A 12842-nucleotide genomic window follows, 5' to 3' on the forward strand; every position below is an offset into this window, starting at 1 on the left:
CGACGAATCACCGGATAGTTGAACGCGTGGGCGGCGCAACCGCCGCTGGTCCGCAAACTCAAGAGGTGCAGCCGCCCACCTTACAGGTCCGTGCATCGTTCCAAAAATAAGCATGGCTTAGCTGACTGGATCAGGCCAGGCGCCCCACCGGAAACGCAAACGGCGCATCCGCGCTACGCCTCCAGTGCTGCGCCATGTCCACGCACGTGATCACGATGCTCGTCAGGGCGGCACCAGGCATGACCGGCAGGCCGGTTGCCGCGTACAGGATCAGACCCGCGACCAGACTGACTGCGGCGGACGCCAGCAGGAACAGGAAGACGCTGCTGCCCAGCATGCTGCCGAGGCGCGCCTGGTCGCGCAGGTTGAGGCCCAGCAGCGGCAGCATCAGGCAACACAGGCTGAACTGGGTGACGAGGACGGATTCGGTGGCGCCGCGGACCAGGGGGCCGAGCAGGAATCCTGCTGCGAATGCCCAGCCGAGGCCGGCCAGCAAACGGCGCAGCGTGTCGCCGCCATGATGCCTGATCAGGAGCATCGCGCCGGCCATCGGCACGACAATGGCGGCCAGCGCCAGCGTCTGGCTGGTCCAGTGGTCCTTGGGGCCAAGCAGGTGGGCAAGCAGCTTGCCGGCGTTGCGCCTCGCGCAGTCGCGGCGCAAGGCGCCGACATACAGTGCGGTGGAAAGCCTGTGCCGATTGCGCTCCCCGGAATGGCCTTGCGGACCAAGCGGATCGAGTTGATGACGCTGACGCTCGCGCAGGGCGTAGTGGCGGTCGCCGCCCCCCATGAACATCGCCTTGAGCGCATACGCGCTGAAAACGACCATCAGGCCTGCACACACCACGAAATACCAGCCGCCCGCCGCCCGCTCGAGCGCCTCGCCGACCAGGTTGCTTCCGCCAAAGCCGAGGATGGCATACCCCACGAATTGCAGGTAAAAGCCGGCCCGGTGGCCGCTCAGTGCCAGGCCTTGTGTGGCAATGAAGCTGCCCGTGGCCAGGAAGACGAGCGGCGCTGGCAGGCGTGTACCGAGCGCTACCAGCGTCGCCACGGCAGTCGCGGTGACCCAAACCCCGGCGGTCAATTGCATCAGCCGCCGGCGCATGCGCGGCACCAGCTGCGCGTTGATCGGCGTGTTCAGTTTCACCGCACCCGGCAGGAAGGACATGACCGCCACCAGCGTCAGGCCGGCAAGCGCGATCCGCACGCCGACACCGACCGCCAGCAAGACATCGCGGCTCTCCAGGAACAGCAAGAAGGTCACGACGACGATCAGCGCGATGGCGCCAAGTAGCCACTTGATGCGGCGCTTGTGGCGCGTACTGCGTGCCATCCGCCACAGCAAATAAAAGTCGCGCAGCGCCTGGCTCATTGCGTCACCTCGATGAACAAGTCTTCCAGGCTCAGGCTCTCCACGCGCACGCCGGGCTGGCCACCGATCGCGCCAAGCCCTGCACCATCGTGCGTCACCACGCTGACGGAACCGTCGCGGCTGCGCTGGCGCCGCACTTCGCCTGCCAGCGTCACGCCATCGAGCAGCGCGCCCGGACCGACCACGCGGCGCGCGCCTTCCAGCAAGGCGTCGAGCTGGCCCTGCAGCGCGATCCTGCCATCCTTGAGGAAGGCGACGTCGAGCGCCACCCGCTCCAGGTCGGACAGGATGTGGGTCGAGAACACGACCGTCGTGCCCTGCTCGATGACGCCGTCGATCAGCTCGCGCAGGAAGTCGCGCCGGCCGACCGGGTCCAGTGCGGACACGGGTTCGTCGAGGATCAGCAAGTCCGGATCGGGGCCGAGCGCGCGGATGATCGACAGGCGCTGCTGCTCGCCGCCCGACAGCTTGCCGATCGCCTTGCCCTGCATGCGCTGATCGAAGCCCCAGCGTTGCAGCAGCGCGTCCACCTTGGCATCGTTCCAGCGCGGGTACAAGGCCTTGAAATAATCCAGCATCTGGCGCGGCGTCATCCACTCGAACAGGTCCGACTTCTGCGGCACGTAACCGATGCGCGCGCGCGTGGCGTCCGACAGCTGGCGCACGTCTTCGCCATGGATCGTCACCGATCCCGCGTCGGTCTCGCGCAGGCCAAGCAGGCATTCGAGCAGGGTCGACTTGCCGGCGCCATTGCGGCCCAGCAGGCCGATGACCTGGCCCGGCAGCACTTGCCAGTCGAGGCCACCCAGCACGTACGCGCCGCCGAACTGCTTGTGGATCGAGGAAAGCCGGACGATCGGGTTGTTCATGCTTGTTCCTTCAGGATGAGGGTAAACAGGGAAAGGACGGTGTCGGAATCGAGTTCGAGCTGGCGCGCCTCCAGTGCCGCGCGCTCCAGGGTCGGACGCAGCAGTTCAGCGCGGCTGGCGGTGCTGCGGGCGGCGCCGGCGCGTTCGGCGACGCGCATGCCCATGCCGCGCTGGCGCGCCAACAACCCTTCCATCTCGAGCAGGCCGTAGGCCTTGGAGACGGTCATCGGGTTCAGGGCAAGCACTTGCGCCACCTCGCGCACGGACGGCATGCCGTCGCCGGGCGCCAGCTGGCCGGCGGCGACCAGGCGCCGCACCTGCTCGACGAGCTGGCGATAGATCGGCTCGGAAGAGCCGGTGGTGATCGAAAACAGCTGGGCTGTGTGAGTGGCCATGGCATCTAGTGTATTAGTTGATTAATACAGTAGACACGTTTTAAAGTGATGTCAACAAGAAATGCAAAATGTGCTTTTGGTATCCACGCGTAGCCCATCAGGCGTATGCTGTGAAGACGATGACCTACCCCGAGAGGCCTGACATGACCCGACTGACGGCAAACGATTTCGATCCCGAAGTGTTGCAATTGTTCGATGGCTACGTCCACGGCCGCCTGTCGCGGCGCGAATTCCTGGCGCGTGCTTCGCGCCATGCCGTCGGCGGCGTGACGGCGGCGGGTTTGCTGGCGCAGCTGTCGCCCTCGTTCGCGGCGCCGCTGGTGGCCGCGTCCGACAAGCGCCTGAAGACCAGCTACGAAGAATTCCCGTCACCGCAGGGTTACGGCACCCTGCGCGGCTACATGGCCGTGCCTGCGAATGCCAAGGGCAAGCTGCCCGCGCTGCTGGTCGTCCACGAAAACCGCGGCCTGAATCCCCACATCGAAGACGTGACCCGCCGCCTGGCGCTGGAAGGTTTCATCGCGTTCGCACCCGACGCGCTGCATCCGCTGGGCGGCTATCCGGGCGACGAGGACAAGGCGCGCACGCTGTTCCAGACACTCGACCAGGCCAAATCGCGCGCCGATTTCGTTGCCGCAGCGGGTGCGCTCAAAGGACTTCCACAGGCGACGGGCAAGGTCGGCGTGGTCGGCTTCTGCTACGGCGGCGCCATCGCCAACTACCTGGCGACGACCCTGCCCGACCTGGCCGCGGCCGTGCCCTTCTACGGCAGCCAGCCGTCCGCCGCCGACGTCCCGAAAATTCGCGCGCCGCTGATGATCCACGACGCCGGCAAGGACGCGCGCATCCTGGCCGGCTGGCCGGCGTACGAGGCGGCGCTCAAGGCGAACAAGGTGGATTACCAGCACTTCGTGTATGAAGGCGCCGAGCATGGGTTCAACAACGATACGACGCCGCGTTACGACGAGGCGGCGGCGAAGCTGGCGTGGGGGCGGACGGTGGGGTTTTTCAAGGCGAAGCTGGGGTAGTTGCAGGTAATGCAGACGTTCGCCAACTGCTGGGAACGCTCGTTGAAGCGAACGCCCGGGTATGCCTACCGCCCTTTCCTCGATAGATGGCTTACCTTGACGCTTACAACGTACAACGCAGATCTGCAAAGAACACGAATGTAGGTTATGCTAACCTGTTTGAATGAGTACTTACGACGGCATTTTAATAGCGATTGACGGCATCGACGGTGCGGGTAAAACCACGCAGGTGCATTTGCTTAGGTCAGCATTTGAGCAAATTGGCGAAACCGTAGTCATTTCTAAAGAGCCAACTGATGGTAAGTGGGGGCAGAAGCTTAGAGATTCTGCTCTTAATGGTCGATTACCATTCGACGAAGAGTTGGATTTGTTTATCCGTGATAGACAGGACCATCTTAAGAATAAAATTATCCCCGCCTTAGAAGCAGGGAATATTGTAATTCTCGACCGATATTTCTATTCTACCATTGCTTATCAGGGAATTCTGGTAGAAAACCCCAAGACGATTGTGGAGCGTATCCGGGCAAATGTACTAGAACCGGATGCGGCATTTTGGCTCGACCTACCGGCTGACTTAGCCGTTAATAGAGTTACAGCACGCGACGGTAAGCCAAATCTTTTTGAGAAACAGGAAGATCTCGCCAAAGCTGGTGAAATCTTCCGATCTATTGCTGAAGTTGATAATGTACTGCAAAGATTGGATGCTACCATGGCGGTCCAATTCTCGCATCATGAGATAATTCAGAAATTAATTGCTGGCGCCGTGAAAACAAAGCGATGCAGGAAGGCCTATGGCTGCGATGAGCCGATCTCCTGCACCCCTCGATTGACCGGCTCGTGTGAATGGTGGAATACGGTGCAGAAGCTCAACTCTTTACCAATAGCTTAATTTCTGTTAATTTTATTAGCTTCTTTGGGAATAATCATATTAATGTCGGTGATAATGTTATGCTACTTGTATTTGGCTAATTATCACCAACTATTAACGGCATTTAATTAGGCTATTTGAAATATACCCTAAGGCCACCTCGAATAACCCGCTTTCGGCGTGAGCAGCGCCGTGCGCAACGTTGTTCCGCGTTCCAGCGTCGCCTCGGCAGCGTGATTTTCAAGGCGCCAGATACCTGGGCCAGGCAAGTTTGGCAGCCCCTGGCTGCCAAACTGCTGTTTAGAACGGCGCCAGTCCGCGTTCTTTCATGAAGACGAGACGCTTGAGGTTGTAACTGGCCGCCTTCAGATGCAAGACCAACGTGGTGCGCACGATTCCCAGGCAGCGCACCAGTTTGCCGCCCATCTGGGCCAGGGCGCCAAACACATGCTCGACACGGGCGCGCGGCGTAGCGATCGCGCGGTTGCGCCGTTTCTGCGTCTTGGAAATGCCTTTGGTCGCATGGCCGCGCCGCTGAATATGCACGCGCCAGCCGGCTTGCTTCAAGCGGGCTTCGCGTTCAATGCTGGGGTATCCCCGGTCGGCATAGACATCCCGGCTCGTGTTGCTCAGGTCGAGCAACTCCTCGAAGACCGTGGTGTCGGCCACGGCCGCATGCGTGATGGCGATCTTGCGGATGAGCTTGTAACGCTTGTCGACGCTGGCGTGCAGCTTGTACCCGAAATGATTCTTGCCGTGCTTTCTGGTCCACTTCGCATCGACATCCTTTTGTGCGCGCTTGTGCGGTTTCCAGCCCAGCGGCATCGTGCCTTCCTTGACCGTCTCGGCTTCCTCCCGCTTGTTGCGCTGGACCGGAGCCTGTACCAGCGAGGCGTCGACAATCTGCCCGCAGCGCGCCAATAGCCCTGCGACAGCAGCTGTTGCTGGACCTGCTCGAATACCTGATTGCCTACGCCAGCTTGTGCCAGGCGATCACGGAACAGCCAGATCGTCTTGGCGTCGGGGATGCTGCTGCTTTCCGTCAGATCCAGGAAACGCAGGAAGCTGCGGCGGTCCAGCAATTGGTACTCCAGCGCGTCGTCGGCCAGGTTGTAGAGCTGTTGCAGCACCAAAATCCTGATCATCAAGACCGTCGGGTACGGCGGACGGCCGCCCTTGGCGCGCGAAGGACGCGGCGCGGCGGCATCGATGCGCGCCGCCAGCGCCTCGAAATCCACGTGCTCGGCCAAGCCCACCAACGGATCGCCCAGCTTTGCTCGCCGGTCCTCACGCTCCTGCTCGGCAAACAGACTGATCCGGGGTTTCATCATGACGGCACTCGCTGGCTTGGTTCGATGCCAGGATTTTACTCAGCCGCAGGCATCTCGGCAGAGGTTTTTAGAGGTGGCCCTAAGGCAACATTATTATTTTCCGATAAGGTCTGTTATTTCTCGTAAGAAGATTACGTACGAGTTTTGCTAATCGAATTCTCGAATTCTCTTATTCCTGCGCTAATCCCAGGGACCTCAATAGCAATAGCAGCGCAGGTATTCAGAGCCATTGTTCTATCTTACATATCTTCTTTAAAAACTAACTTGCCCAATGCTTAAGTGGCATGCCTAATCCATTGAGTCGTAATTGCATAGATTTTTTATCAATGCAATAGCTTTTTTTCCTCGACACTTAGCAAGATTCGTTTCAATATTCCGCCTTGGGAAATCCCAAAGAAGTTACATCTTGTTTGCAATTCCAAAGGGAATGTGGACCATTGGTATGTCGCCTGCGACTGATTCCAAATGGCTGCGCTGGTCATCAAAAAACATGTGCGGTTTCAAGATGGATAGAATTCTTGATTTTTCCATCCCCCCTAGAAAAAACGACTCGTCTGCAGCAACCCCCCAATCTTTAAGCGTAGTAACTACACGTTCATGTGCAGGTGCGTTTCTTGCTGTCACTATCGAAATCCGAAGTATTTGTTTATAGCTTGGATCTTCTCGGAGACGTTTATCCTCTAATTTCTGCATAAACGAGAGCTTCCTAAAAAGGTCTGCAAGCGGGCCTGGCTGATGAGGAATTGCTCTCCTTGCGGTCTCATGAACCTGAAATTCATTTAAATCATTATTTTTCTTATAGATTGTTTCAGCCTCATCGTCTGCAATAACACCATCAAAATCGAATGCTACTCGAAGCTCGGCATCAAGCTCATCGTCAAACACTTTTGAAGGCAGGACTACACCGGCAGGGTAATTTGCATCAATAGCACGTTGAACATCACCTTCATTCGCGCTAAGAAAAAGGGATGCATTAAACGCCGGGATGTACATATGTGGAGACTTCCCAGCCATAAATGCAGCTCGTGTAATATCGAGTCCGTACTGTCGAATTGAACGAAATACGCGCATCCCCGTTTCTGGTGAGTTCCTTGAAAGCAAGACAACCTCAACAGGCGCTTGCTTCGGAAATGCTTTATTTATACCGAGAAAGCGCCGAATGAATGGGAACGCTACGCCTTTAGGAAAAGGAGTATCAAGTCTCTCCTCTTGATGAATACGATAACGGTCCACGCCTTCGTTAACATACACGTCATGCGATTCAGACAAATCAAACAAAGCGCTTGAAGCAATTCCAATAACCAATTTTCTTTCAATAGGATAAGGCATATTGAATATTATTATAGAGGTAAGTTATTAATTCCTATTACTTTTTCCCACTCAGGACAAAATAGATGTTCTTCCCTTCGCGAAAAATAGTGGCATTTATTACAAAGAACGCATCCATTTATCATATCCAATAAGAAATTAGGGTTTGCAATGAGATCGCGACAGAAACCCAAGTGCAAATTTTCACGCAAGTTATCGGCGTAATCTTTCGCCTGACCAGAAAGTATGAACATTTTGCTTGGATACTCAGCGGCTATACTAGTGGACAGATTGAAACGCCGATTTGCTAAATCTTTCGTCGATGGATATATTTTTCTTTTATCCAGATTATAAAAACCGTCTGAAAGATCTGTATAGTTCACGATTAGGTCATATAATCTTGACATTCCAGCAATATATTCACAATCGATTTCAGGCCACCCTGTCGTCATAGAAACCCTGATGGAAGTCTCAATTCCTTTCGTGTGCAACTCGTCCAACCAGCTCTGTATATAAGAACAAGTCCATTGGCTATGCGAACTAAATAATGGATGCGTAACAAGGTTAAAAAAATAGCCGTGCGCTGCGTGAAGTTGAATATGACGGAAACCATGATCAACGGCGATTCTTGTTGCATCTGATAAATCTACTATGAGAGCAGCAATCTCCCGCTGTGTAATCTGAGCACCAACCGATTGGTAAAATTTAAACGTACTGGCATAGTTATGCGCTACAAAGCGCCGCTTACCTTCAAAGCCGCTCCAAGTCGAGCTAAACTGTATACCTGGCACGGCCCCCTGCTCTGTGATCGCTTCAGCTAAATGATTCCAAGCTGGAGCATGGGAAATTCTTGCAGTTTTTTTGTTTGTGCTAAATCCGCTCGGCAATACTACATTTCCCACAATTGTACAGTAAAGCTTATGCCTACTTCTAGATGAGTAAAAATCTATACAGCGACTGTCAGGGTTTAAATTTTCGTCCACAAACCCAGTGTTCAAACCTACGAAAAATTTTTTTCCCTGCTTATCGACGGAGCTTTGCATATCGTCTTTTGTTAAGTTTGATTTTATTAATAACTTCTAACTCCAAATCCGCGTCCAACATAGCCGCGAGGCGAATAAGGTAAATGAATGTGTCTGCTAATTCCTCGCGCATTTCTTTTTGTGCAGCTAACATATCCAAATCGTACGATTCTGGTCTTTCTATTTTTATATTGATTTTCTTTACTATATTTGCCAGCTCACCTATTTCCCCCAATATACCTACAAGATCTTTTGTAATCTGCGAATATCGTTCAGCCTCGTCATCAAAACGCCATTTGAATCCGTGAACTTCATCTTGCTCCAATTGCCTAGCAATCACATCTCTTAATTCCATATATCACCCCTCCTTCTGCGCCATCCAGACGAATATTCCAGCTATTACGCTAGAAATCAAATTGCCGATAATTGAAACGATAGGATCCAAATTTTTTGTTACGGCTGCTGCAAGCAAACTAGATGCGATAAGAACATTGGCTAAAATTGCCACATTGAACCAATTCTGTCGCTTTACGAGTCGCTTGATCGTCTGCGCAGTTGCATAAGGAAGAATCGCAAGTGCCTCTTCACTTTCACTCTTTACTCTTGAGTCAGCTTCAACATCCTGATAATTTTTCTGGAATTGGTGTTTTATCGGCCAAATGCGCGTCTGAAAACCGTGCTGCCCGTTATAAGGTCGCGTCGTTATGCTAGTGAGTTTGGCAAATTCAATTTTTGCTATAGCCTCTCCAATTGGCAATAAGATATATTTATCACTTATATTCTGGGTTACGATTCCAAGATTACCGCGAAATCCAGGATCAGCATAAGTGCTGACTGGACTGAGCCCAATACTGAACAAGGAACCTTTACTTGCGACTCGAGCAATCATGTCGAATGGAATATCGAGCTTTTCATGACTGATCAACACCACCCTATGGCCTGGCTTGATAAGCACATTTCCATGAGGAGATGCATCTCTTGGATGATCGCTCTCAGTCAAGTCGTAGTAGGTGCTCCCGAGTCGTAGTTCGTAGCATGCTCCTCCAATTTGACTACTATCTGCCTCCGTTACGAGACGGTGACCGTTAATCTCATTTTCTATTTCCTGATTCGAGAGAGTCGTCATATGTATTTTTAGATAGATCTCATCAGCAGAGTAATAACGAAAATCTTCTTAAGCCGAGGTTGCACTAGTTCAGTAAATTATGCTGCGCCCTAAACAGAAAAAGACTTGTGTTAAATATTCATCAGAGTATAGCCAGATTTCCTTTACCAAAAGTGCTAAAGAAACTTGGCACATGCTTTAGAAGCAGGCACATCTTTTTTGAAGCCATTGCGGGGTTCGCTATTTGCCAAAAGCAACGCGGAACCGAACGGACACGTATTATCGGAATCGAGCATTTTGTCGATCTCTTCGCTGCTCCTTCGGCCACAGCAAATCCTATAAATGCAGTCGCTAGATATGATCGTCCTCCGGCAGTACGAGTCATGTACTACCAGGAACTAGGGGACTAAATAAGTCTGTGTTAAATCCATTATCATCTTTCCCATGATCTTATTCCTATAATTATTTATTGACACACCTCTTCTTAACCAATTCAAACGTTCAAAATCTTGGGTATTAGGCAAAGGAGTTGATGTAAAGCTTGCTATGCCTTTAGCAATAAGGCGCGCATCTTCGACAACTTTTTGGTATCGTTGCTCAAGACAAAATGTTTTCTCAGAATTAATGGCGCGCAAATCTTTTGCATCAAAGTCTAGCTTAATCGCAGCGGAATCAAATAATATATGATTGAAACGAGCTTTAAGTATATTAACATCGAGCGAAATTACTATCTTTTCGGTAGAAGTTAGCGGATTGAGGTGAGGATTAGCAAAAAAATCTTTTGTCCCTTTTAAAGATGAATTACAACTATAACAGCTTGGCACCAAATTTCCTAAACTGATTGCAAACACCGGAAAGTTCGCCTTATCAAAGAAATGATCTAACGTAGGTCTAGTTTTTGGAACATTCTTCACAAAAACTGTGTGGGCAAACGCCAAGTTGCAATAGGGGCAGGTTTCGACTAGCAAATTCCTGCAAAGTTCATAGGCACCCCACCCCTTTACATTTTTCTTTTGAAAAATTGAATAGTCATATATTCTCTGCAATTTTTTCTTAATTTTACTCTGTGTGGCCGGTGCGAGCAGAATAATGATTTTTTCTAAATTTGCTTGTATCGTTCGAAAATCAGCCTCCTGACCATCTCTAATTAAGTCATGATTGGCAACAAGAAAATTATGCACAGCTTTCGTCAATGCTCTTTTGTGTAAATTCAGCCGCGCTTTCACGTTTTTATCAAAATATATCGAATGCTGTTTCTTAGCCAAGTCCCAGCAGTCTGAGGCTGTGATAATCATTGACGTGTCTTCTTCAAAAGGAACTGCCGAACAAAATCATCATCAATTTCGTTGATAATGAGTTCGTCTGTACTATCAAGCACAGTTTTTGCCTGCAGCTTATCGATTGTCGCTTCCGCTATTGCACCAATTGCTGGAGTGCCGAAACTATAATTAACAATCTTTTGCAATGGTGCGGCAAAGCTATTAGTTTGTGTCGTGGCCTCACCTAACCTAGTTATGGACTCTCTGAGTACATCACTAGCAAGTAAAGGTGAATGCGTTGCCACAATTACTTGTATAGATTTTAACGAGAGTTTGTCACGTATAGTGCTTAGTCGTTCGTCAAGCACCGCTAGATACTGTCGTTGCCAGTTAAGATGCAACAGTAGATCTCCCTCATCAATAAAAACCACAAAATTTCTTTTCCCTCTTTTCTCAAATTGGTGAATTGCACGAGAAATGCTTGCGAGTTGATGTGTAATCGCAGCCTCACCAGAGCTGAATTTATTGAAACCTAGATCAGTCAATCCTAACTTAGCTGCTCTATTTAAAAGATCTTCAGACATTCCGCGATCAATGGCCTTGGATAGATCGAAAGTTAGCGATGCTCCCTTCTCACTCCAAGAAAATTTCCCAGCCTGCGTCTTTTCTATAGCATAAATGAAATTTTCGATCGACTCCGTCGCATGAACAAACCAATTCCGTAAATTACTATTCACCCACTGCTCGGTAATGAACTGATGTATGAAGCTAGCTTGACGCGTTCTACTTGCAGAAAAATTCCGCATAATGCAGCAGACAGCAACCCATTGGCAGGCTTGGTCATACGAGCGGGGTCCGCGAGCAGATAATATACGACTCACTCCTAATTTCCCAATTTTGAAATGAGCATCAGCTGCGCGTGCCATTTCGGAATTCATTTGTGCAACCGTCTGTTCAGCTTCTTTTAGTTGTATTAGCTGGTAAGGACCATTCTGATCGACGATTGAATGCTCCATGTTATACGCTTGGCGTCGATCCAACTCGTATTTTTGTAGGGTATCAATACTGTCTCGGAACTCGTGCGCAGTAGAGCTTAACCAATTTGGAAATGCGTCCGGCGAGTACTCGTTAAAGAGGCTATTTACGACCTTTTCGAAAAACTCTGCAAAGTCGAAATTTAGTGGCCGCTCACGGAACGAATCGAGATCCAACAAGCGTGCAATTGTTAAAAATTCCTTAGCGTCATGGGCAAAGTTTCGCACATCGAGATGAGAGGACCTTGGGGAAACATCCATAAAAGGAATCGTTGTACGCAACGCGTCCTGCATGCGACGATGGAAAGGGGCCGCTGTATAATAAATAACGGCTAAATCCTCGGTTGGTCCATCGATAGAATATTCAGCTTCTGCAGTTGGCGTACAAAGATCGCGCATAACTGATTTCATTAAGCGAGTCTTTCCAGTTCCATTGTCACCAATGATCAGGTTAACTGAATCGAGCTGATAAATTTCGCGGGATATAGGATTCTTTAACTTTATTAAAAATTTGCTATCCCGAAGAGATCTGATTTGCTCAAGCATAAATGTTTCCGTTAATTTTTTCATTAAAAAGAGACTTTTTAACATTTTTGTAGATCAAATGTTTAAAAAAGCCGCCTCTTCGGACTGGTAAAGATGATAGTTATATCTATATTTTGGCAGCGCCCCTCAACCTCCAAGCTGCTTTGGAAGTGAACCAACTGTCCCGACGCCTGAGTGTACGAGAATTGTTACTCTCGTAACAAGCAAAAAGTTCTTGCCGCTGAGGTGCAAGCGAAAAAAACAGAGACGTAGCTCTATCTTCTTCAGCCTCAATCTCCACTAACAACCGCTTGCATATACGCGGTAATCGGCAGCATCAGATCATTAAATGTGCGGCCGCTGGCGTTCTCCCGCATAAATCCTCCACTCACCGTTATAACGGCACAGCTTGGCCGAGACCTGCGTCGTGTAAGCGCCCTGCACCACCAGGACTTACCGCACAGCTTCCTTGTCATTGATGGCGTCAAGCAGTCGGCAGTAGATGTTTTGCGCCGTGAAAAGTTCTGACACGTAAAACCGCTTACCGCGACACGGGCAATGTGACATTGCCGGGTGCGTCCGAGCCGACGTTGATCGCCTCGTCATCGCGGTCGCCGGCGGCTGAACGGTTACTAGCGGTATGGGCGATGCTGGCGTCTATGCTTTTCATCTGGCGGAACAACACGGTGTTGACCGCGCGGTTTGAGTCGTTCAACATGACAA

Annotated in this window: 12 protein-coding genes and 1 pseudogene; 2 read left to right on the forward strand and 11 right to left on the reverse strand. The window is 51.2% G+C overall.

Going from position 1 to position 12842, the window contains the following annotated elements; translation table 11 throughout:
• Nucleotides 1-130: 130 nt before the first annotated feature.
• Genes IFT60_RS04370 through IFT60_RS04380 form a run of 3 tightly spaced genes read right to left on the reverse strand, consistent with a single transcriptional unit; the run spans nt 131 to nt 2639 of the window.
• On the reverse strand, nt 131-1375 hold the full coding sequence (locus IFT60_RS04370) for a hypothetical protein (protein WP_192049860.1): 1245 nt from the start codon (nt 1373-1375) through the stop codon (nt 131-133).
• Entirely contained in the window at nt 1372-2244 is an 873-nt protein-coding gene (locus IFT60_RS04375) for an ABC transporter ATP-binding protein (protein ID WP_192049862.1), read from the reverse strand. The genes IFT60_RS04370 and IFT60_RS04375 overlap by 4 nt, the downstream gene beginning before the upstream one ends.
• A complete protein-coding gene (locus tag IFT60_RS04380) occupies nt 2241-2639 on the reverse strand; it encodes a GntR family transcriptional regulator (protein ID WP_192049864.1) in 399 nt (132 codons plus the stop codon). The genes IFT60_RS04375 and IFT60_RS04380 overlap by 4 nt, the downstream gene beginning before the upstream one ends.
• 143 nt (nt 2640-2782) lie before the next feature.
• On the opposite strand from IFT60_RS04380, the gene IFT60_RS04385 reads away from it, so the two are divergent.
• Together IFT60_RS04385 and tmk are read left to right on the forward strand one after the other, a co-directional pair.
• Complete coding sequence (locus IFT60_RS04385) at nt 2783-3667, forward strand: dienelactone hydrolase family protein (protein WP_192049866.1); 885 nt, start codon at nt 2783-2785, stop codon at nt 3665-3667.
• 163 nt (nt 3668-3830) lie between these two features.
• Entirely contained in the window at nt 3831-4556 is a 726-nt protein-coding gene (gene tmk, locus IFT60_RS04390; protein WP_192049868.1) for a dTMP kinase, read from the forward strand.
• 279 nt (nt 4557-4835) lie between these two features.
• Here the strand turns inward: tmk and IFT60_RS27025 are convergent.
• The 8 genes and pseudogenes from IFT60_RS27025 to IFT60_RS04430 form a co-directional block, all read right to left on the reverse strand.
• A pseudogene (locus IFT60_RS27025) lies at nt 4836-5863 on the reverse strand (IS5 family transposase).
• Between the two features lie 402 nt (nt 5864-6265).
• Entirely contained in the window at nt 6266-7195 is a 930-nt protein-coding gene (locus IFT60_RS04400; RefSeq protein ID WP_192049870.1) for a 5'-nucleotidase, read from the reverse strand.
• 11 nt (nt 7196-7206) lie between these two features.
• Nucleotides 7207-8217: an oxidoreductase gene (locus IFT60_RS04405; protein ID WP_192049872.1), complete on the reverse strand. Its 1011-nt coding sequence runs from the start codon at nt 8215-8217 to the stop codon at nt 7207-7209.
• A complete protein-coding gene (locus IFT60_RS04410; protein WP_192049874.1) occupies nt 8198-8551 on the reverse strand; it encodes a MazG nucleotide pyrophosphohydrolase domain-containing protein in 354 nt (117 codons plus the stop codon). The genes IFT60_RS04405 and IFT60_RS04410 overlap by 20 nt, the downstream gene beginning before the upstream one ends.
• A gap of 3 nt (nt 8552-8554) precedes the next feature.
• Complete coding sequence (locus IFT60_RS04415) at nt 8555-9322, reverse strand: dCTP deaminase domain-containing protein (RefSeq protein ID WP_192049876.1); 768 nt, start codon at nt 9320-9322, stop codon at nt 8555-8557.
• 377 nt (nt 9323-9699) lie between these two features.
• Complete coding sequence (locus tag IFT60_RS04420; protein ID WP_192049878.1) at nt 9700-10596, reverse strand: hypothetical protein; 897 nt, start codon at nt 10594-10596, stop codon at nt 9700-9702.
• Entirely contained in the window at nt 10593-12185 is a 1593-nt protein-coding gene (locus IFT60_RS04425) for an AAA family ATPase (protein ID WP_192049880.1), read from the reverse strand. The genes IFT60_RS04420 and IFT60_RS04425 overlap by 4 nt, the downstream gene beginning before the upstream one ends.
• Nucleotides 12186-12660: 475 nt before the next feature.
• Nucleotides 12661-12837: a TerD family protein gene (locus tag IFT60_RS04430; RefSeq protein WP_192049882.1), complete on the reverse strand. Its 177-nt coding sequence runs from the start codon at nt 12835-12837 to the stop codon at nt 12661-12663.
• Nucleotides 12838-12842 lie beyond the last annotated feature (5 nt).

Origin of the sequence: Massilia sp. CFBP 13721 (genome assembly GCF_014842025.1) — a bacterium.
Lineage (GTDB): Bacteria > Pseudomonadota > Gammaproteobacteria > Burkholderiales > Burkholderiaceae_D > Telluria.